The sequence below is a fragment of the Prosthecobacter sp. genome (assembly GCF_044222565.1).
Lineage (GTDB): Bacteria > Verrucomicrobiota > Verrucomicrobiia > Verrucomicrobiales > Verrucomicrobiaceae > Prosthecobacter.
This window is the reverse complement of sequence record NZ_JBGANA010000024.1, coordinates 1-20,512: the sequence shown is the minus strand read 5'-3', so window position 1 is coordinate 20,512 and position 20,512 is coordinate 1. Positions and strand designations below refer to the sequence as shown.

Below are 20,512 nucleotides of genomic sequence, written 5' to 3'. Positions count from 1 at the left end.
CGTGGCTCATGGAGCGAGCCGGGGTATGAGCAGATGCTGACTGGAGGGCAGTGGCAGAGGGGCCAGGGCGCTCCGAGTGGTGAAGGCAGCCTGAATGCCAGCGCGCCGGGCCGCGAGGAGCACAGCGTCGTTCCATCGCCCATTCGGATAGGCCAGCAGCGTCGGTCTTTGGCCGACGACTTGCGCAAGGGTATCCTGACAGCTTTCGAGCTGCTCTTCGAGTTCGGCCTCTCCGCACTGGGCCAAAAGAGCGTGGTCTCTGGTATGATTGCCGATGACCACTTCAGGCTCGGCGGAGAACTTCGCGAGTTCAGCGAGATCCAAGGGGCGATCTGCATCGCCATGAGGTTTCCAGCACTGAGCACCAAAGCGGCTGGTCAATTCCTGCTGAATGCCATCGGGCGTCTTCAGCTTCAAAAGTTTTCGGGTCGCGGAGAGCTCCTCCGGGGAAACATTTCGTCTGGCGCTCTCGCGGTGGAGGACGTCCCACCAGTAGCTTTGCTGGGTCTCCACGGGGCGGCTGGTGATGAAAAAGACCGCAGAGACTGCTTTGCTGCGGAGGATGGGCAAGGCGAGACGATTGTTGGCATATCCATCGTCGAAGGTCAGAAGGGCGAAGCGTCCTTTTTTTGGCAGCTGTTTTCCGAGGTCTCCGGGATGCAGAAACTCCCTGCCCTCAGCCCTTATGCGATCGATGCATGCGGCGAGCTGGTCCGTGGAATGAGCCAGCAGCGGATCGAGCGCCGCGGGAGACTGCGATCCTTCATAAAGCGCATGGAAAAAGACGACCTTCAATGAACTGCCGTGCTCCAGCCGTTTCTGCCGTGCAGACTCGAGCAACGACCGAAGCTTTCCGAGCAGCCTCATGATGGCGGGTTCAGCACCTGACGCTTGCGCGCCAGCAAGATGACATTGTGGAAGTAGCGGGGATCATTCGGCAGCACACGTCCCAGCATGATGCCGAAGAGATTGATCGGGGCGACAAAGAGTGTGGTGGAAACGATGCGGACGGCGCGCCGCCCCCAAGGCAGCACCGTGCGGCTCAGCCAGAGGGTGAAAAGCTGAGTGAGCGTCTCAATGTATGTGGGCGTCTTCACGACTTCCTCCACATCGAAACCCGCGGCATTGAGGAAACGGTTCAGACCCACTGATGTGTAGCGGGCCATGTCGTAGGGCATTTCCACTTCCTCCCAGCCGTAGGGATAAGTGATCAGCAAGGGGGCCCCGGGTTTCAGCACGCGAGCAAGCTCCCTCAGCATGGCTCCAGGGTCAGGCACCGACTGAAAAACTTCCGTGGAGAGAGCGCCATCAAACTCCGCATCGGCAAAGGGAAGCGTGGTGTCGCGAAAGTAAAAGTCCGCCTTCTTCTTCTCCGAGGAGTGGCCGCTCACCTCAATGTCCACGCCAACATACTTCTCCACACTGAAAAGACTTTCGTATGGTTTTTCACCGCAACCGAAATCGAGGATGCGACCTTTAAACTGCTTTGCAAAGCGCCCGACTTCGCGCATGAGGCCACGCCGGATGATGAAGTCACGATTGACGAAGATACCAGCACGTGAGGGCAGAAAGCGCTGCCGCTCCAGCCAAATTTTGAACCGGCTCATCATGCTCATTCGTTGTTAGTCGCGGTGAATTTTTTGCTAAGCCCACGCAACCAGATGCGTGAGATCAAATCTTCGCGCCGAAGGTAAGACTGGGCGATCCTGACAAACGAAGGCATCTTGAGCCTCTCGCTCACCTTCAGGCCGTCCCTGCTCTGAAAGTGACGTGCGATGCCGAGAATCACCGGCATGGACAGGAAGAGCCGACGATCCCACAAGCGCCCCGCCACGGAAGAGGAGTGGATGCCTGCGAAGGCTTTGCAATTGATCAGCCACGCGCGCCGCTTCGCATTTGCGGAGCGGTTCAAGCGCATCTCGGTTTCTGTCAGGCTGTCCGGATTGTAGCGGTAGCGGATCAGCGGCTCGGGAAGAGCCTCGACTTTATGTTTGCTGAGGATGCGCAGCCAAAGGTCGTAATCCTCGCACCAGTAGGGGGAGTCCGGGGTGGAGAGGTCCTGATATCCACCAATCTCCAGCACTTGGTCACGGCGCATTAAAACTGACGGGTGAAGAACTCGGGGCGCACGCAGGGTGGCATGCAGAATGTCGAAGTAATCTGGCGGGAAAGCCGAACGCCGGGGAATCTCACGGTCCTGCAAATCGATGCTGATTCTCTCCGAACCGATGACTGTGAGTCCGGGATGTTTGTCCAAATGGGCGACCTGAGTGGCCAGGCGATGTGGCAGGCAGATGTCGTCTGCGTCCATGCGCGCAACGAGGGATGAAGGCGCCTCTTCCAGCAGGCGTTTGAGGGACATGCCCAAAGAGAGCGGCTGACCCACAAACACTTTGCCGGGAATGCGCGCAGGAATCCATTCGCGCAAGACTTCGAGGGTGCCATCCGTGGAGCCATTGTCCCAGACGTAGACCTGCTGATCCTGAAAGGTCTGCTGACGCAGCGACTCAAGAGCGGCGGGCAGAAATGGCATGCCGTTGAGAACCGGCATGATCCAGGTGACGCGAGGGGTGGACATGATCAAAGAGACTTCTTACCGCTGACCCAAGGGACTCATGCCGCTTTCTTTTGAATGATGACCACCAGCCATTCGTCGTCGCCTTCCTTGCGCAGTTCGCAACGAACGTCTGCAACTCCTGCGAGAGCCTGATTCACATTCATCTCGGAGGTCCGGGAACTGATGATAAAATCTCCACCCGCAGAGATGGAAAAATTCCACTGATGCAAGCCATGCCAGTTTTCATTGATGCCTTCGTTGGGACGATGCTTCAGGTAAACATGCCCACCCGGCTTTACCACACTGAGCATCTGCATGACGGCGAGATAGGGGTCCAGGCCATGGTCGAGACAGTTGCGTGCGTGAGCCAAATCAAACGAGGCGGGGGGCAAGAGTGCCGCCAGTTCCTCACCCTTCCCAGGCTGGGTGCGAACCGGAGGCTGCAAGCCGTGCTTTTGCAGCAACACATCGTATTCAGCGGCGAGAGGATCGAGTGCGGTGAGTTGCACGGGCGTTCCGTTCACACGCTTGCCAACGACTGACAAGGGCCCTGCGCCGACATCCACGATCTTGGGCTGCGCACCTGCGGCGAGGACAGGAGACAACAATGCGGCAAGCTCTGCATCGAGCTCGAGTTCGGGGCTCATGCGCTGCTCAAATTCGGCCTGCCAGCGCAAGCCACGCGTCTTCAGATAGCGGTCCCAAAAGGCGGTTTCAGATTTTCGTCCTGACTGCCAGCGAAAGCTTTGCAACAGGCGCCTCCACCATGAATTTGGGAAGAAGGACTGAGGTTTTGTTGTCATAGTAAAATTAGAACATCAAACGGCTGGAGCGACCGTCAGTGACGGTTTTGCCGGAGCGGGGAACCAACGGTCACGCAGCTTGAGCGCAGGGCCTTCAACCACTGCTGCCATCAACCTGCCCAGAGCCAGAGAGCCAGCGACACCCAGCACAGCCGTGATCCACCAACGCTTCTGCCCGGGGATTAGTTTTTCGAGATATGGCTGCAAAAATCTCAGCCAGGGCATGTGCCAGAGATAGATGCTGTAAGAGTGCCGCCCGACGCCAGACAGCCAGCGGAAGGCAAAGAAACTCCCCAATTCTGGGCGGCCTACACCCGCAAGAAGCAGAAGCGCAGCCGCCCCACCGGTGAGGTCCATGCCTGCGAACGAGGCCCATGGCTGATCTGCTTTGAGACCAGCATAAACGAGCCACCATGCGAATACTGCGAGAAGAAAGCAGGCTGGCAGTCCAAGCTTTGCCTGCAAGCGGGCATGCCAGCCGTGATTTCTGCATCCCATGGCGAGGAGCACACCAAGGAAGAGACCGTCGATGCGAGCGTGAGTCATCATCAAGACGGGCTCATTCCACCCCGGATACATGTAGAAGGCCAGAGTCCGAGCCAAAAGACAGCCGACTGCAAGAAACACGAAAAGTTTGACCACCCAGGCCCCGTCCGCCGCATGCTCCCTTCCGGGCCGATGACGTGAGTGCCACATGAACAAGGCGGCGAGCAAGAGGTAAAAGTGCTCCTCCACCGCCAGCGTCCAATGCGGATCGCTCAGCCGGCCGACGTAGTTTTGCAGAAACAAGAGTTCTCCGATCAAACGGTCCACCGGCACTCCGTGGCCCTTCCAAATCCGCACCGAAACAATGAATGCCAGTGCAACCCAAAAGGCCGGGTAGATTTTGAAGCCGCGGCGAATGAGGAATCTGCCGGGTCTGACAGTTCCTGTCTGCTCCCATTCTTTGAACAGGAGTCCGGATACCAAAAAGCCGCTGAGGACGAAAAACAGATCAACCCCCGCACGACCGCCGATGATCGCGAAACCTTCGAATGCGGCGCTGACCTGGGCCGGAACGGAACTTCCTCGAAACTCGATGTGGGCGAGGATCACGAACAGCACGGCCAGCCCGCGAAGGACATCCAACCATGAGTCTCGATGCACAGCCATGCCGATTTTTTTTTAACGCGACGATATTACCACGAACGCCGCGGCGATCTTTTCAGCGAGTTCTTCCGCGGGATCCCGCTGCCAGATGGCTGCGACTTTGCTGCAGGCCTTCTGTCCCATTTCCTGCCATTGCTTCTGCGCCTGCCAGGCTCGCTCCAGGGCCACTGAAAAACTTGCGGGCACCGGAGCCTCGGCGATGAAACCGGTCTCGCCTTCGGTGACGAGTTCGCAGTTTCCGCCCACGTCAGTCACGACGGAAGGTCTCCCGGCGTGCATGGCTTCTATCAGCGCCAGCGGGAGTCCTTCTGCCCGCGAAGGCATGACAAGGAGGTGATTGGTGCGCCAGATTTCGGAGAGGTCTGAAACGTGACCGCAGAAGTTCACGCGGCTTTGCAAGCCGAGGAGCTGAACCAGGTCGCGAACTCCCTGCTCGTGGCGGCCCTGTCCGTAGAGATTCAGCTGGAGGTCCCTGCCCTGCCACTCGGGCTGGGCGAGCACTTTCAGCAGCACATCATGGCCTTTGTCGTGGATATCCAACCGAGCTGGCAACGCCATGCGTACGGGCGCCATGGATGAGGGCCATGGAAGCGAGTGGTGATTTTCCGCGAGCAGGCAGGGATTGCGAATGATGACCGCATTTGTCAACCGCCGCCCGACCATGGTCTCCACCATTTCGAGGTTATGCCGTGAAACAAAGACGGTCAGAGCGGAATCGAAATACATGCCCTTATAGCTCTCGCGAACGGAGTCGGAGGGCCATTCAACGTCGTTGGCGAGCTGGACGATGAGGCCGTAAGGCTGTCCGAGTTCGCGACAGGCCTCTGCGTACTCGAGACCCGACAGGTGTCCTCCGCAATTGATGATGAGCAGATCAGGCTTTCTTGCTCGGAGAGCCGCGCGGAATTTAGACTCAGGGTTCCCTGCGACCATGCGTCTGCCGGCTTCGAGAATACGGCGCACCTGGCTTTTGGGCGAAGGCAGGCAATTCACTGAAGCAGCGATGTCAGACCACAACTTCTCCCCATGCGCAGCGCCCGGCTTCACATGATGAAAAACGGTGATCTCCAATCCGGCTTTTTTCAGATGCCGGGCAGCAAGGCTCCACAGCATTTCCGAGCCGCCGATGCCGGCACGGTGCAGGGTAACGAATCCCACATGTGAAAGTTTTGACATGATGCTGTCTATTCGTCTTCCACCGCGCCGTGTCAGACTGCGCGAACGACAAACCCCAGACCGATATACAGGCGATGCTTTGCCAGATCCGTCTTCACAAAGCGATTGGCGGAGAAGGCGGTGTCGCAGCCGCGGTGCCACCAGGCGCGACGCTTTAACATTGCATAGCGAAGAGGCCAGAGACACGCACCGAACAAGGTGCGTGCCCGGACTTTTGGGAAAGCCTGCTCAAGCAGAAACATGGCTGCGCGAGTGCCCGTCGTAAGTTTCCAGACTTCGCCTATTTCAAAGTGATTTCGGGCAAGGTCACGGGCCAAGCCGGCATCGGTCCACCGCTGGAAATCATAGGGGCAGCCATGGTCTTCGAAGATGCCATGGGTGGTGATCACCATCCTGCCGCCGGGGCGCAGCAGCCGGCGAGCTTCGCGCAGGTAGGAATCGGGATCTGGCACATGCTCCAGAACCTGACTGGAGAGCACCAGATCGAATGATGCGGACTCGACAGGCAGAGGTTCAAATGCATTGCCGGGCTTGATCTCGTAGTCGATGGCTTCGGTGCCGGGGAGATCCGCGCGCTTGTACCGGGCGTTTGGAAACAAGCTGCGGTAAGGCGATCCACCGCAGCCGAAATCAAGCAGATCCAGCGTCCGATGATCCGCCACCGATGTCATGGCCAGCCTGAGGTCGCTCAGATGCAGATACATCGAGTCGCCAGGAGCGGGTTCCAAACGCTCGCGCAGGTAGGGATCGGCGCTAATGAGGGTGGCAACTGGGGCTGGCATAGAAGGTCAAGAGCGATGGAGAACTGCGATGAGCGAATGTGCACGGCGAGCCCACGGCTTCCGGAGGAGGCACATCAGTTCATAGAGGAGCGCCCCGGTGCGGCTTTTGGGGAAGCGCATCGTGCCATCCAGATTACGACGGCCTTCACGATTCAACGTGCCGTTGAAACGACGCCAGGAGTTTGGCTCGTAGTCCACGCTGTGGAGCTGATAACCGATTTTTTGCGCCAGCACTTTCATGGCCGTTGCAGACCAAAGGGTGAAATGGTGAGGGGGCCAGCACAACGGCTCGGTGCTGCGCCCGAGCATGGTGTCATGAGCAGGAACGGCGAGGATGAGCGTTTTAGGCTGAAACTGCTGAACCTGAGCCTGCAGCCAGGCAACGGGTTCATGGACATGTTCCAAGGTTTGAAGGGAGATCATCACTTCTGCGTGGCGGCCCTTGATCTCTGGAGAATCGGGGAGATGCACATCCAATCCTTCCGCCCGTCCTTTGGCGATGGCTTCTTCATTCAAATCAGTGCCCATTGCCTTGACTCCGGAGGCCTGAATCTCACGGACCAGCCACCCATCTCCACAGCCGACATCGACAACCGATGAAGGGCGCGATTCACGCACCATGCGAAGTGCCTCCAGTTTGTCCCAGGAAGCAGGATTGTAGTAGTCCGGGAAAGTCGAAAGACGTTCGTAGAAATCTGAATCTCCCAACCGGCTGGGCGAGTACCAGCGAAGCCCGGATTCTGCGGCATAATATTCGGTGACTGGCTCCCGAAAGTATTTTTCACGCAGTGCCTCGGTCAATGGGAACCGACAGTATGTCGAGTATGCACCAAACAGTTCATCTGGCTGGCGCGTCCTGAGCGCCTTGCCAGCAACTCCGGTAAGCGGGCACTGGTGAGCGATGGATGATGCGGTCATGAGTTCGAGGCGGGACGGTGATGCATCTCACCTTTGATCCAGTGAGCCTGATAGATCCCCGACCGCTCCAGCAAAGGTTTGATGCCACGACGGGCGCAGAAATCATAGAATGCCTCTCGACAGCCCTCCCAGTAACCGAAGTCGTCCAGAATGATGTAGCCTCCTGGGACAACGCGGTCATAGAAGGTGTCCAGACAAAGCGTGACGCTGGAATGCCAGTCGGCATCGACATGGAGCAATGCCACTTTTTCAGGCAATGCCTGCTTGAAGGTGTCTTCAAACCAGCCTTTGCGAATGACGGTCGATTCCTTTGGAACACTGCAATCGGAAAGGATGTTTTTCACCGTCTCCTCCGAACCGACGCACTTGCCAACCCACTCCGCGGCTTCGGCGCCGTCTGCTTCTGTCGTCGCAGGCATGCCTTCGAAAGAGTCGTAGAGCCAGAGCTTGCGATTCCCCAAACCGATAACGCTGCCAAAAAGAGCAGCCGTGCCTCCGTTGCAGACACCGCACTCCACGATGTCGCCGGGGATTCCGGAATCGCGCACAGTCTGACTGATGCGCAAAATCGACTCCAACGCGTCCCTGGGACACATCGTGTTCTTGCGAACTTTTTTCAGTCGCGGGTCCATCCCTGAATCTTTGGATGGCTTTTTCCGCAGTGTCTTGATGATGTTTCTGGCTAGCTCTTTCATGATGCAGTCGGGGTTTTCACTTTCCAATCCCAGTCTTCCAAGTATTTGCAGGCGCCTTCCTGCCAGGCCCATTCGCGATGTTTGCCATGCATCACGATCTGGAAGGAGCAGATGCCTTCCACCGATTCGGTCATCGATTTGGAAAGAGCGTCGGCCAGATAAGTTTTGATGGTGTACTGCCCCATGTAAAGCCGCGGAGCGGGCAGTGTGCATTCCAGGCGGAAGACTCCGGGAGAACGAAGCATGGGCTGCTCCGAATCAAACACCCAGGAATGGACCACCGGCTGCTGAAGCGGGTCCAAAATGTGAAACGAAAACGATGCGTTCTGCAGGGGTGCCCTGGCGGTGATCTCGAAAATAAAACGGAGCGGCTGCCCCCAGGCGTGCGTGCCGCCAGGCTCAGACGTCAGAACCTCCGCTTTGCTGACATAGGCCACGCTCTTGGGTTCCTTGTCCGGCAAATACGAAGTGCCGGCCGAAGCACCGCCTTCCAAATAGGCCGATATGGCTTCACGGCTCGATCCCTGAAACACACAACTTCCCTTCTGCATCAGGAGGCAGCGAGTCGTCAGGGTGGAGACAGCCTGCATGTTGTGGCTTACAAACAGCACCGTGCGGCCATCTTTCGTCACCTCGCCCATTTTCCCAAGGCACTTCTTTTGGAACTCCATGTCACCGACGGCCAGCACCTCATCGATGATGAGGATGTCGGTGCGGAGGTGCGCGGCGACAGCAAAGGCAAGACGGACATACATTCCGCTGCTGTAATGTTTCACCGGTGTATCAAGGAATTTCGCAACCGCGGCGAATTCGACGATTTCATCGAATCTGGCGCGGATCTCCTGTCGGCTCATCCCAAGGATCGCCCCATTGAGAAAAATGTTCTCGCGACCGGTCAGTTCGGGATGAAAGCCCGTGCCGACTTCGAGCAAAGAAGCCAGCCTGCCACGAAGACGCACCTCACCACGCGTCGGTTCGGTGATGCGCGAGAGGACTTTGAGCAGCGTGCTTTTACCCGCGCCGTTGCGGCCAATGATGCCAAGGACTTCGCCTTGTTTCACTTCGAAGCCGACATCCTTCAAGGCCCAGAACTCCTCCGTGCTGCGTTTGACATCCTGCCTGCGCTTCAACGCACGCATAGGCCAGGCGGCCGCATGCTGAATGCGCTCACTTAGAGTGTTGGGCCTTCCCGCCGCACCTTTTTCAAGATGGGCGATCTGGTAACACTTGCCAAGCCCCTCCACACTGATGACCACATCGTTGCTCATATCACATCTGCAAAAGTTCTCTCAGTGCGACGGAAGTACCACAATCCCACAACAGTCAGAAGCACGGTGATGCCCACGGAAATCAGGAAGCCCGGCAAATGCAGCGGGGTGCCGCCATGGACGGCCCAGCGAAATCCATCGATCACGCCAACCATGGGGTTGCAGGAATACAGCAGACGCCATTCTTCGGGAATGGAACTGGAGCTGTAACCGACAGGGCAGACGAATGTGCCAATTTGCACCAGGAAGGGAACCACGTGCTTGAAGTCGCGGAATTTCACCATCAACGCCGCGATGAGGACGCTCGGCCCAAGGGAGGCCAGAAGTGCATACAGGGCAAGCAGGGGCAGCGCCAGCAGGCGCACGGTGGGCATGACCCCATACCATGCCGCCACCAAAACCATGAGTGCAAAAGTGAACAAGAAATCCACCAAGGCGACCCCCAGGGTGCTGCATGGAATGATGAGGCGGGGGAAGTAAACCTTCGAGATCAGATTTGAGTTGGTGACGAGACTTTGCGTGGCCCCCAGAACCGCGCCGCTAAACAACTGCCATGGCACCATTCCGGCCAAAACCAGCACCGGATAGGGCACGCCATCGGAGGGAAATTTCCCCAGCCTGCTGAAGAGAACCGTGAACACAATCGTGTTCAACAAGGGACGTAAAAGCGCCCACGCACTGCCGGCAATGGTCTGCTTGTAGCGCACGAGGATGTCCCTCCACGCAAGGAAGTACAAGAGTTCGCGATATCGCCAGATATCACGCCAGTAGTGCAGCTCGTGCTGGCCTGCGCGGATGAGAATATCTGTTTCGCTGCCTGTCGATTTCATCGTATTAGCACAGCGAGAGATTTACCAGACCGACGCGTAGGAGCATCCGGGTGAAGTGAATGGACTTCATTTTTTTAGGTCACTGACATTTTGGAGAGGACGCATTTTGCCAGCGAGTCCTGACAGACCTCCAAGGAGTACAGATCCGTGCGCAATTCGAGATCGGGGTTTTGAGGCGGCTCGTATGGGGAATCAATTCCGGTAAAGCCCTGAATTTTCCCCTCCCTCGCCTTGCGGTAGAGTCCCTTTGGATCGCGGTTTTCGCAAACCGCGAGCGGCGCATTGACAAAAACTTCGAGAAAGTTCACGCCCTGTTTGGCACAAGCTTCACGAACAAGCTGCCGGTCAGCGGCAAAGGGAGAAATGAGCGAGCAGATGACAATGAGCCCTGCTTCAGCCATGAGGCAGCCCACTTCACCCGCGCGGCGGATGTTTTCCGTGCGATCAGCGGAGCTGAAGCCGAGATCGCGGCACAATCCATGGCGCAAGTTGTCTCCATCCAAAACAAAACTGGCACGGCGCAGCCTGTGGAGACTGACGTCAAGACTCGTCGCCAAAGTCGATTTGCCAGAGCCAGACAGGCCAGTGAACCAGACGAGTCCGCCACGCTGGCCCAGAAGGCGCCACCGATCCTCCCGAGACACATCCAAATGGGACCATGTGATGTTGCCGCCTCCGTTTGCGAGCAAGCTGCCGCCCTCGGTCGCGGGACCGTTTGCATTTTTTAAAGGATTGGTCGCTTCGCCCATCGGGTGATGCGTGTGAGTGGTTGCTTAAAGCCTACAAGAAATAGTCCAGCAGGTTGCTGGAGAGTATTCTGTCGAGCTTCTGATGCAGGCTGCGTGCCGCTATCAGTCTTTTGTGAATTTCCTGAGTTTCCGCCGCACTGAATGATGGCGCGGCACTGGTGCGACCAGTCTTCTTTTTGGAAGGCTCCGCTGCGAGGACGCGGTCAATCTGCCCTCCGGCCGAGCGGAGTTTCTTTTGCAAATTGGGGAGCAGCCCCTTCTTCATGATGAGGCTGAAGCGTGTTTCAACTTTATAGAAGTCACGTCTGTCCCCCTCCATCTCAATCCGGGTGACGGCGTGCCACTTCTCGAGCTGGCGAACCGTGGTGCTGGCGCTCGCCTTGCTGATCTGCAACTGCTCCGCGATCTCCTCCAGGCTGATGGGACGGGGATGCAGGTAAATCAGCGCAAACATCCGTCCGATGAGCCTGCCCAAGCCAAAGCTATGGGTGGTGTTTCCACCGGCGTCAATAAACCGCCGCAATTCGCGATCCCAATCCAGCATGCCGCCGCTGAGTTGGGATTTCGTGGTGAGTGACGGCATCGTTCAGAGAAAATTTAACGATCTATTACATGTGCCGGAACATCTGCAAGCTGCTAATTTGGAAGAATAGAGGATGCGAACCAGCGATCCTTCTTCGGAAATGCGGGCAGCGAAACCGGGGGACCCAGTCCATACTTTTAATATGGCGGCGGGATATAAACCGAGGGAACTTCGGGTTATGGTAGATTTCAATTCGGTTGAAAATCATGTGGTGTTCTTGATGCTTTTCGAAGCATGACTGAGCAGCAAACCTCAGCACCGAAGGATGGCACAGACGAACTTCATGCAGTGATCTCCGCTTTTGAGCCGCGGCCGGGGAGAATGCCCTGAATGGTTCCGGAAATGCGCTCCAAATAGAAAGCGAAGCATTTAGAGCAAGCCCATTGGTCACTGGGAAATGCCATCGACGACACAGCCCCTATGAGAGACATACTGACGTTTTACGCCTCCGACAAAAGAAGGCCGGTGTGACAGGCGCGGTTTACCTGCCCGCGCCAGTTGGTCTTACTTACATAGAAGCAGGAGTGAGCGTGGCTCGAGGCCGCTCTCTCCAATCGGCGACATAAGTGAGGAAATCCTTTGTGTTTTTCAAGGAAACCGTGGTATAGCACGAAATCTTTTAGTGCCTTGGACAGCTTCTAGCTGAATCGTGGCTGCCCGAGATGCAGTCAGACCTGCAATTTTGACAAACAAAATGCGAAAATAAATTGGCACCCGTCTGTATTAGTGCATAATAAAGGTGATTTTAGTAAAGCAGCAGAGCAAAATCCTATTATGAAACAATCCCGTTTTTTCCACGTCCTTCTATTCCTTGTTGCAGGTATTGGTGTCCAAAATGCATCAGCTCAATGGGGTCCGATGGGTCCGATTGGATTCTCCGGCGGTGGCTGGGGATCAAGCTGGGTAGGCGGCTACGGGGGCTACAGCGGCTGGGGTGCACCTGGATACAATGTGCAAACCAATCCCATCGGCCGAGTGAAAATCGAGGGCGATGTCAACTTCAGCGGGCAGATCAATGAGGCAGATGCCGCCATGGGCAATGAGCCCAAGCGCAACCCTTACGGCCTGACTGTGGGAGCTGGTGAAATGACCAAGCTGATCATGACCTGCCAGCCGAACGCCTATCGTCAGCGCCAGGTCGGAGAGCCGAAGGTGAGAATGGACTTCTACAAACTGGTGACCGGTCTCGAAATCAAGGGTGTCAATCTTGGAGACAAGAAGGGCCGCTTCCAGAACTTCGAGCAGGAGACTGCCACGTGTGGACGTATTTTGGTTTGGATGGACAGCACTCGCAGGCAGCTGCTGCTGGATTCCGCAGATCCTTCCCGTCGCCGCGTCGAGTGGCTCTGGTCTGCCACTGTGCCACCTGAGCGTATCTTTGTCGAAGGCGTTCGCCCCACCAATCCTGGCGGAGCGTTCATCGTCACCTATGAACTTGACGACTCGAACAAGAAGGGCATCTCCAAGTGGTTTGGTGAGCCTGCCGTTTGGGACCGCCAGTTGATCACTGTTGGACAGGTCAAGGTGCCAAAGCCGAAGATCGACCGCACTCCGACTTGGACGACTGTCTCTGGCAAGTAATCTGACTTTCATTTACTGAATTCACTCCGAACCCCAACAGACGAGCTGTTTAGCTTGCTGTTGGGGTTCTCTTCGTACAGGAGGAGTTGGTTCGCTTGCACCATGCAGCCCAGCGATGGGCACAGCCGGCGCCTCGCGCAATGGTGTTGCGCTGACATTCTCACTTGGCCGCGCTTCCAGAGCGATCTTTGAGATGTTTGGCCCCAAATAGGGCCACCGCCCCTTGAGCGGGGAGTGGCAGGTGGCAGATTTGCAAGAGCCTAAGAATATTCCGCGGTCCGGTGATGGCACAGCAGTCCCCCTCTGACCGGTTCTGAACTTGGGCGAGGGATGCCATAGTCCAGCCCGGACAGCAGACTTATTGGTCAAAAAACAATCGCGGAGCTGGCAACATCTAATGGAAGCCGCAGCGTCTGCTGCTCAGTTTTGAATCCAAGACAAGTCGAACTTGAAAGTAAGTCAAAGGGCGGGGCACCGCGATTCTACAAACTTGACGAACTCCTGCGCCTTATCGGCCCACCCTTCCCTGGCAATCATCTCTTTCACGGCTTGAGAATCGAAAGGCAGGCGCCCCTCGAACGCAGCGACGACGGCATCAACAAATGAAGTGTGGTCGAAGGCCACATTTACAAACGCCTTGAGACGTTCGGTTTCGGGAACAGCCATGGCCACCACCGGGCGTCCGCAGGCCAGATATTCTTTAATCTTCAAGGGGCTGCAGCTTTTTGAAAGCTCATTCACGACAAACGGCATGATGAACAGGCTGGCCGAGACCAATGCTGCAGGAAGGTCCGCAAACGGCATCTGCGGCTCGAGTTTCATGTTGGGAAGGGAGCGGAGCCTGCGAGTGTCGATCAAGGCGGGGCCGATCATGCGGAAGCGTGCCTGAGGCAGCCGCTTAGCAAGCTGGACCAAAAGATCCACGTCCAGGCGTTGATCGATCATGCCAAAATAAACGATTTCAAAATGCCCGGCATTTTGGGCGGGCATTGAACGCGCGAAGTGGGCCGCATTCACGCCCTGAGTCAGGACCTGCAGTGGTTTGCCACTGGATTTGAAGCGCTGTGCCAGCTGCTCTGAGACCGCCACAATGGCATCCACACGCCGGGTCAGTTCCTCCTCCATCTGCCGCACTATTTGAGCGTTCATGCCGGGCCAGAGTGCATAGTTGTCGGGACAGTAGAAGATGCTCATCCCCTCCCCCAGCGTGCCGACAACATCGCAGTGGCTTGGCGCAGTAACAACGAGGGTGTGGTCTTTAAAACCCAGGCGGCGGCATGCGCGAGTGACGCTACGGCGGATCTGCCATTGATTGAACTTTCGTGCGAGTCGGGACTGGGGGAATGGCAGTGTCAAAGGACACAGAACGGTGAGACCCGGCCGCGTGGCAGCGGTTCGATTTCGCCTGCCTGAAATGTAGTCCACCAGTTTCTGCCAGCTGCGAGAAAGGTCGCGCAGGGTCAGCGTGGGCGGGCGAAGGCCCACGGTCTCCACCCAGATGACTGAGTGGGCTCCGAGCAGTTCATTGAAGAGGTGCTGGCAGGTGGACGGGTGTCTGCCCCAATCAGGACCGAAAACCACCCATTGGTGGAGGTTGCGGCAGTTGGTTGGCACGTCACTCATTCAGATCGAAACAAGCCATTGGTCCTTTTGAGGTTTTGTGTCAACCAGCGGATTGCATTACATTTGTAGATGCCCAGCAGCAGGGCCTTTACGCATAACCATATGCAGTCAAAACCGCCCAAAACACCCCCTGTGGTCAGTTTAAAGTAAACGAGTCCCGGCAGATACCACCAGACCTTCAAACGGCCAAAGCCGCTGAGGACGTCCCACCATGAAAGGCGGGCATCCGCCCAGGACCAGTAGGTGGCGGAGTCATTGAACTGAGCAACGCTTTGCGCGGCTGGAACGAGCAGCACCGGAATCCCAATGCGATGGGCGCGCAGGGTGTACTCGATATCGGAGAAAGTCTGTTTCATCCAGCGAGCTTCCGGCAGTCCGATCCGGCGCCAGACAGCGGCAGGAATGGCGACGGTATTGCCATGCAACCACTCTAGCGAAACAGGTGCGGCTTCGGGACCGGGCACCTCTCTCAGCCGTTGAGGCCAGCGTTTGTGCATGACACCGCCAGCGTATACAAAGGTCTCGGGAGTGGTGCGCGCGACGCCGCCGCAAATAGCAGAACACTTCATGGCGAGCGCGACAAGCATCTCCAAGGCTCCGCTCTGGGGCAGAGTGTCATCGTTCAACCAGACGACACAGCCGGCTCCCTGCTGAATGGCGGCCTGCATGCCAAGGCGTATGGCCCCGCACCACCAGAGCTGGCCGTCTCCGGGGAGTGTGTGCACGCCTGGAAAGTCCTGCTCCAGCATGGTGCGTGTGCCATCGGTGGAGCCGTCATCCACCACCAGCACCTGCGCCCAGGAGAGGACACCCAGGGTGCGCAGGTGTGTGAGACAGCGGGCGGTGGTTTCGCGACGGTTGTGCACAGGCAGGACAATCCACACATTTGCGGCTGTGACTGCGTGGTCGGATGCGAACTCCATTCTAACTTCAAATAGAAGCTTGCCAGAAGTGTGGCAAGCAGAGATTAATAAGTCAGATGACCCTCATTGAGCGTGCGATCCATAAGTTTTTCCCACGCGCTGGCAAAGCGATTCGCATCGTGCGAACCTTGTTTGCAAAACGGGCTCTGTGGCAGAGCATTCGCACCGGAGTGCCTGTGGACGGTCTTGGAAAGCCGGTGCCATGGATCACCTTCCCTGCGCTGGATTATCTTTCGCGGCTGGATTTTTCCCAGGCAAACGTGCTGGAGTACGGCGGAGGCCAAAGCTCCCTATGGTGGGCGGCCCGTGCCAAAACGGTGACCACGGTGGAAGGCCGGGCTTCGTGGGCTGAGATGATCCGCAGCCGCGCTCCGGAAAATCTGCGGCTGATCGGTCCGGTGGAGGGGCCCAGCTATGTGGAGACACCGCTGCAAGAGGGGCGCGTGTTTGAGGTGATCGTGATCGATGGCTTTCTCCGTCCTGAATGCGCCAGGGCGGCGCTGCCCTATCTAGTGGAGCACGGCCTGCTGATGCTGGACAACTCGGACTGGAATGCGCCCACGTGTGACTGGCTGCGTGCGCAAGGGATGATGCAGATCGACTTTCACGGCTTTGGTCCCGTCAATGATTACACCTGGTGCACGTCTGTCTTCATGCGGCAGAAGTGCGCGGTGCCGCATGCCGGCGGTCCCTGGGCAGCGGAACTGTATGGCAACCTGGAGCAACGGGCGTGAAACAAGAGCCCCTGCCCTACCGCTCCATCTATTCGCGGCGCGACCGTCTTTTCAATCTGATCCGGCCGATGCTGGAGTGGTGCCGCATCGGCTGGCTATCGCGGCCTTCGCTGAATGGACTGGACCTTCAGCTCGAACGCCTGCTGCCGAGGCGTGGCGGATGGTATGTGGAGGCGGGAGCCTATGATGGGTTTCAACAGAGCAACACGTATTACTTCGCGAAAATGAAGGGCTGGCGCGGAGTGCTTGTTGAGCCGCTGCCACCACTCGCGCAACGCTGCAAAAAACGCCGAAGGGAGTCGAATGTGGTCTGCTGTGCACTCGGCGCTCCCGAAAATGCCGGCAGCACGGTGAAACTGCGCCACGCAGGCCTTATGACAATGGTGCGTGGCGCGCTGGCGGATGATGCCACGGAGCATGCGCGTGCGAGCAGCGGACTGCAGGGACAGGGCCTGCCGCCGCTGGAGCAGTTCGTCGAGGCACCTGTGCGAACTTTGACGGACGTTCTGGTAGAAACTGGCACTCCATGGGATTTTGACCTTTTAAGCCTGGATGTGGAAGGATTTGAAGCCGATGCGCTGCGAGGGCTGGATTTGTCGCGGTTTGTCCCGCGGGCGATCTGCGTGGAGGTTCGGCATGAAAATTTCACGGCCGTGATGAAGATGCTCGAAGAGCATTATGAAAAGCCGATCATGCTGACGACAAATGCGAGCTATGCGGACTGCTTTTTTGCTGTCAAAGATCATGGCAGACCCGCGGCCGCATGAACGGACCTCAGGACGGCCGCCACGGCAGAGGCCTGAATGTGCGTGATGCAGTACGGCTCAGGATGGATGCAGCGCCACTGGCAGTGATAGCAGTCCATGGCATGATCCAGCCAGACTTGGCGCGGGCTGCGCTTCCAGGGAGCAAACATGCCGTGCTGACCACCGCCAAGCAAAAAGACACCGGGTTTGTCCAGAGCCGTGGCGAGATGCGCGGGTGCTGAGTCGGGCGCGAGAACCATGCGCGCAGAACGGATGGCTTGAATGAGTTCTTCCAGACTAGACGGGTGAACCCAGTCCACGTGGGCGAGGCCTGCGCCCTGCAAGGCCTGCTCGTAAAGAGTGTGACTGATCCCGGGCGGGAGGCAAAAAGTGACGCGAACGGCCGGAGTGGACATTAGAAACGATGCGATGGCGGCGGCAAGGCTGGCGGCTGGATACTGGCGAATGGTATTACCTGCCAGCGGGCAGACCAGCAATATGGAGTTTGATTCAGCTGGGCTGGAAGGCAGAACCGGAAGCATTTCGTGGAAGTCCACAGGCCGTCGCAGGACGCTTTGAACCACGCGACGGTGAGCTTCGAGTTCCAGACAGCCCTCCGTGGATTCGACGGGGTAGGCAACGCGCTGGGCACGACGATAGTTGAGGCTGACTCGCTCTCCAGGCAGGATCCACTCCGATGCATGGATCTGGCGGGCGTTCATCAGGGCTGCGATGGCATGAAGATAGTCCGAGGGCTGATGGCGGAGGCAGACGAGATGGTCGGCGGTGATGGCACGCAACTGCGCGGCATGGCGGACCATGGTTTGCACAAAATCGGGCCAAAAGTTCTGACAAAAGGGCGGCAGCACCAGCAGGTCCACCGCTGGGAATTCGCGTCGAAAAAAGGGTTCAGCGACGGTTGAGACGATGAGCAGGGTATTATCGGTGCCGAATTCTTTGACCAGCAGACGCACCGCACCGAGCGAAAGCACGGCATCTCCAAGGCGGTCGAGTTTCAGAACGACCAGTCGATAGTATCGCCCCCTGCCCCGCGGCGTGAGGTGCAGAAGGGCCAGAATCAGCCAGTAGCATAGGGGGCGGAACCAGCGAGTCATGCAGACAGAATGGGGCGCAGGAGTTCAATGTAACGCGACCTGGTGGTTTCGAGAAAAGCCGTCGGTTGCTCCTTGAGGGGCCTGCGCAGCATGTCGGCCACACGTTCTTCAAACGAGTCCCAAACCTCCTGCACAGGATGCACAGTGACACCCGGGATTTCCGCGGCCATGAGCAGCCGGGTGTCATTTCCGGTGAGCAGCACCTGCTTGCCCATGACGGCGGCGACCACGGCTCCGTGCACGCGATTCACCACTGCCGAGGAGCAACGCGAGTAGGCGTGCAAATAGTCCTGCCAGACCTCGCTGTGGAACCGAGGGATGTCAGGCAGCAAACACTCGGCAAGCTGCAATTCCGCGCGGTCATGGCAGATCAGCATGCACGCCTGACGCCGCGCCAGATCACGGGCAGTTTTGCAAAAGACATTTTCCCATTTTTGACGAGCCTCGGCCCCAGTCTCAGCGAGATCGTAATGGCCGCCATAAGGCATGTAATTGAGCGCAATGTACTGACCGGGCTGACCTTGAATGTTTAACGCTCCAGGAGAAAAGATGGCGGGACATGGCAGCAAAGGAACCTCGTGCCCGCACTCGCGAACGATGTTCTGCGCGAGCTTGTCCCGCACGGTGGTCAAAGAACTCCAGCGGGTGAAGCGATCAATGAAGGATCGACATTCTGGATCTGAAACGATCTCAGCGCCGTCACTGCCCCAAGCCTGACAGGAGCCAGCACCGAGATTGAGAAGCGGCACGCGCTGCGAGATCTGCCGCCAGCGCTTCTCGACGAGCGGGGCAAACCATTCTGTCTGTGCGCAGGTGGACCAACGATTCTTCCAGTACATGGGAGCACCCGACTGCACCAGCAGATCGCAGTTGAGAATCTTGTCCTCTGCGGCATTGAGGGGCAGGAAATCCGCCATGCGTGCCAATCGGCCGCGCCAGTCGAATCGCTTCGAGATGCCGCGGGTCATGCGGTCCACTTGCTGCCAAAGCCTGCCGCGCACGCCTGCCGGGAAATGTTTGTGGATGACGGTAGTTTCGAATTCCCCAAGCACTGCTTGCAGCAGGCTGATGATCCCGATGCGCACAAAGTCGTCCCCGACATTGTGATTCACGGTGGATATGAAACAAAGCCGCTTCATCGCTTGAAAAGAGATCGCACCCAGCGGCGCATTCCCTGGAGTGAAATGGCTTTTGCAGGCAACCCCACCACCTGAGTGAGATAGGCTCGATCCGCCTCCTGCCATGCAGTGATGGTGGCAGGATGCTGCAAGGGCGAAGGCAGATCCTGAACGGCGAGTCCAGCGCGGGGGTCAGCTGAATTCAAGGTATGGGTGGCATCCGGCCCGAAGCCGATGTTTGAAATGAGATTGACGGAGGGAACGATGTTCAGCCCGCCGAGTCGCAATTTGGCAAAGGCCCACTGGTAGTCCCAGGTATCCACTTCACCGCGATAAACAGCGCCGAGAACCTCGCGGCGCCAGGCTGCTTCACAGGGTTCGGGACAGCACTGACGGAGAAGCGGGGAATCACGCACCGCAGGCCACTCTTTCATGGCGACATCGTATGCCTGCCAAGCGCGACGCCAGGAGGCCCAGCCCCAGATGGGGCCGAACCGTGAGAAGCAGTAGCTGTGCCCGGGAGACCGCATGCCGGTGAGATTGCTGCCACAGATCTGCATGACTTCCGGGCTGTTTTTAAACCGGTCCAGCATTGCAGCACAGAATACGAAGAAACTCGGATGAGGCAGGCAGTCGTCCTCGAGGATGATCAACTGTTCATGTAGGCCAAAGGCCCAGTCCAGCGCAGATGAAACGGCTTTACGGCAGCCTTGGAGCTCGTCCAGAAAACGTGTCTGCACCCTGCAGGGCCAGTCAATGGCGGCCAGCACATGGTCTCGAACCTGCGTGCAGCGGGGATCTTCTCGCGGACCGTCAGCAGCCACCAGGAGAACCTCGGGGCGTGCCTGCTTTATCGCCGCCATGACGCGGGTGGTTGGCCCGAGCCGGCGATGGATCAAGAAAAGCACCGGTATTTGGCATGGAATGCCTGATGACATGAGAGGCTACTCTTCCCGCGAATGTTCCGGAGGGAAAGCGCAAGATGATGTCATCGAGTCCAGGCGCGACCGGGCAACGCTCTGTTACGGGAGGCGGGTGCGGAAGAACCTGCTGGGCTGGCCGTTGGAAAGGACGGGGAACTCGGTGCTGAGGTTCTGCATGGTGCCGTCGTCGCTGAGGATCTGAGGTGCGGCACCGCTGGCCTCCCAGTTTTGCAGGTCGC

21 protein-coding genes are annotated in these 20,512 nt (G+C 57.8%); 3 read left to right on the top strand and 18 right to left on the bottom strand.

What is annotated here, in order from left to right; genetic code table 11:
• Nucleotides 1-6: 6 nt before the first annotated feature.
• The 13 genes from ACILSR_RS26390 to ACILSR_RS26330 all read right to left on the bottom strand — a co-directional run bounded on the left by ACILSR_RS26390 (nucleotide 7) and on the right by ACILSR_RS26330 (nucleotide 11,510).
• Nucleotides 7-867: a polysaccharide deacetylase family protein gene (locus ACILSR_RS26390; protein ID WP_395752812.1), complete on the bottom strand. Its 861-nt coding sequence runs from the start codon at nucleotides 865-867 to the stop codon at nucleotides 7-9.
• Nucleotides 864-1,610: a class I SAM-dependent methyltransferase gene (locus ACILSR_RS26385; RefSeq protein ID WP_395752811.1), complete on the bottom strand. Its 747-nt coding sequence runs from the start codon at nucleotides 1,608-1,610 to the stop codon at nucleotides 864-866. Before ACILSR_RS26385 ends, ACILSR_RS26390 begins: the two co-directional genes overlap by 4 nt.
• Nucleotides 1,611-1,612: 2 nt before the next feature.
• The gene (locus ACILSR_RS26380) at nucleotides 1,613-2,578 is read right to left on the bottom strand and encodes a glycosyltransferase (RefSeq protein ID WP_395752810.1); all 966 of its coding nucleotides are present in this window, start codon (nucleotides 2,576-2,578) and stop codon (nucleotides 1,613-1,615) included.
• 35 nt (nucleotides 2,579-2,613) lie between these two features.
• Nucleotides 2,614-3,204: a class I SAM-dependent methyltransferase gene (locus ACILSR_RS26375; RefSeq protein ID WP_395752809.1), complete on the bottom strand. Its 591-nt coding sequence runs from the start codon at nucleotides 3,202-3,204 to the stop codon at nucleotides 2,614-2,616.
• A 171-nt stretch (nucleotides 3,205-3,375) separates the two neighbouring features.
• On the bottom strand, nucleotides 3,376-4,512 hold the full coding sequence (locus ACILSR_RS26370) for an acyltransferase family protein (protein ID WP_395752808.1): 1,137 nt from the start codon (nucleotides 4,510-4,512) through the stop codon (nucleotides 3,376-3,378).
• A 12-nt stretch (nucleotides 4,513-4,524) separates the two neighbouring features.
• Nucleotides 4,525-5,685, bottom strand: coding sequence for a glycosyltransferase family 4 protein (locus ACILSR_RS26365; RefSeq protein ID WP_395752807.1), 1,161 nt, complete (start codon nucleotides 5,683-5,685; stop codon nucleotides 4,525-4,527).
• Between the two features lie 32 nt (nucleotides 5,686-5,717).
• Nucleotides 5,718-6,467, bottom strand: coding sequence for a class I SAM-dependent methyltransferase (locus ACILSR_RS26360; protein WP_395752806.1), 750 nt, complete (start codon nucleotides 6,465-6,467; stop codon nucleotides 5,718-5,720).
• A 6-nt stretch (nucleotides 6,468-6,473) separates the two neighbouring features.
• A complete protein-coding gene (locus tag ACILSR_RS26355; protein ID WP_395752805.1) occupies nucleotides 6,474-7,385 on the bottom strand; it encodes a class I SAM-dependent methyltransferase in 912 nt (303 codons plus the stop codon).
• Nucleotides 7,382-8,080: a TylF/MycF/NovP-related O-methyltransferase gene (locus ACILSR_RS26350; protein ID WP_395752804.1), complete on the bottom strand. Its 699-nt coding sequence runs from the start codon at nucleotides 8,078-8,080 to the stop codon at nucleotides 7,382-7,384. The genes ACILSR_RS26355 and ACILSR_RS26350 overlap by 4 nt, the downstream gene beginning before the upstream one ends.
• Nucleotides 8,077-9,348 carry an ABC transporter ATP-binding protein gene (locus ACILSR_RS26345; protein ID WP_395752803.1) on the bottom strand — a complete coding sequence of 424 codons (1,272 nt, stop codon included), beginning with the start codon at nucleotides 9,346-9,348 and terminating at the stop codon, nucleotides 8,077-8,079. The genes ACILSR_RS26350 and ACILSR_RS26345 overlap by 4 nt, the downstream gene beginning before the upstream one ends.
• Nucleotides 9,345-10,178 carry an ABC transporter permease gene (locus tag ACILSR_RS26340; RefSeq protein WP_395752802.1) on the bottom strand — a complete coding sequence of 278 codons (834 nt, stop codon included), beginning with the start codon at nucleotides 10,176-10,178 and terminating at the stop codon, nucleotides 9,345-9,347. The genes ACILSR_RS26345 and ACILSR_RS26340 overlap by 4 nt, the downstream gene beginning before the upstream one ends.
• Nucleotides 10,179-10,252: 74 nt before the next feature.
• The gene (cysC, locus tag ACILSR_RS26335; protein ID WP_395752801.1) at nucleotides 10,253-10,867 is read right to left on the bottom strand and encodes an adenylyl-sulfate kinase; all 615 of its coding nucleotides are present in this window, start codon (nucleotides 10,865-10,867) and stop codon (nucleotides 10,253-10,255) included.
• 91 nt (nucleotides 10,868-10,958) lie between these two features.
• Entirely contained in the window at nucleotides 10,959-11,510 is a 552-nt protein-coding gene (locus tag ACILSR_RS26330) for a GbsR/MarR family transcriptional regulator (RefSeq protein ID WP_395752800.1), read from the bottom strand.
• Nucleotides 11,511-12,368: 858 nt separating this feature from the next.
• Here ACILSR_RS26330 and ACILSR_RS26325 point away from each other — a divergent pair.
• Complete coding sequence (locus ACILSR_RS26325) at nucleotides 12,369-13,091, top strand: hypothetical protein (RefSeq protein ID WP_395752799.1); 723 nt, start codon at nucleotides 12,369-12,371, stop codon at nucleotides 13,089-13,091.
• A gap of 459 nt (nucleotides 13,092-13,550) precedes the next feature.
• Here ACILSR_RS26325 and ACILSR_RS26320 read toward each other — a convergent pair whose 3' ends face one another.
• Together ACILSR_RS26320 and ACILSR_RS26315 are read right to left on the bottom strand one after the other, a co-directional pair.
• Nucleotides 13,551-14,285 (bottom strand): glycosyltransferase, encoded by a 735-nt coding sequence (locus ACILSR_RS26320; protein WP_395752798.1) that lies wholly within the window; start codon nucleotides 14,283-14,285, stop codon nucleotides 13,551-13,553.
• Nucleotides 14,286-14,710: 425 nt separating this feature from the next.
• Nucleotides 14,711-15,637 carry a glycosyltransferase family 2 protein gene (locus ACILSR_RS26315; protein WP_395752797.1) on the bottom strand — a complete coding sequence of 309 codons (927 nt, stop codon included), beginning with the start codon at nucleotides 15,635-15,637 and terminating at the stop codon, nucleotides 14,711-14,713.
• A 56-nt stretch (nucleotides 15,638-15,693) separates the two neighbouring features.
• Between ACILSR_RS26315 and ACILSR_RS26310 the strand changes: the two genes are divergently transcribed.
• Together ACILSR_RS26310 and ACILSR_RS26305 are read left to right on the top strand one after the other, a co-directional pair.
• A complete protein-coding gene (locus ACILSR_RS26310; RefSeq protein ID WP_395752796.1) occupies nucleotides 15,694-16,371 on the top strand; it encodes a hypothetical protein in 678 nt (225 codons plus the stop codon).
• Nucleotides 16,368-17,138 carry an FkbM family methyltransferase gene (locus ACILSR_RS26305; protein WP_395752795.1) on the top strand — a complete coding sequence of 257 codons (771 nt, stop codon included), beginning with the start codon at nucleotides 16,368-16,370 and terminating at the stop codon, nucleotides 17,136-17,138. Before ACILSR_RS26310 ends, ACILSR_RS26305 begins: the two co-directional genes overlap by 4 nt.
• On the opposite strand, the gene ACILSR_RS26300 is transcribed toward ACILSR_RS26305, so the two are convergent.
• The 3 genes from ACILSR_RS26300 to ACILSR_RS26290 are packed head-to-tail and all read right to left on the bottom strand — an operon-like array spanning nucleotide 17,114 to nucleotide 20,213.
• Complete coding sequence (locus tag ACILSR_RS26300; RefSeq protein WP_395752794.1) at nucleotides 17,114-18,232, bottom strand: glycosyltransferase family 9 protein; 1,119 nt, start codon at nucleotides 18,230-18,232, stop codon at nucleotides 17,114-17,116. The genes ACILSR_RS26305 and ACILSR_RS26300 overlap by 25 nt on opposite strands.
• Entirely contained in the window at nucleotides 18,229-19,344 is a 1,116-nt protein-coding gene (locus ACILSR_RS26295; protein ID WP_395752793.1) for a polysaccharide pyruvyl transferase family protein, read from the bottom strand. The genes ACILSR_RS26300 and ACILSR_RS26295 overlap by 4 nt, the downstream gene beginning before the upstream one ends.
• A 23-nt stretch (nucleotides 19,345-19,367) precedes the next feature.
• Nucleotides 19,368-20,213, bottom strand: a complete 846-nt coding sequence (locus ACILSR_RS26290; RefSeq protein WP_395752792.1) for a glycosyltransferase family 2 protein — start codon at nucleotides 20,211-20,213, stop codon at nucleotides 19,368-19,370.
• Between the last annotated feature and the right edge of the window lie 299 nt (nucleotides 20,214-20,512).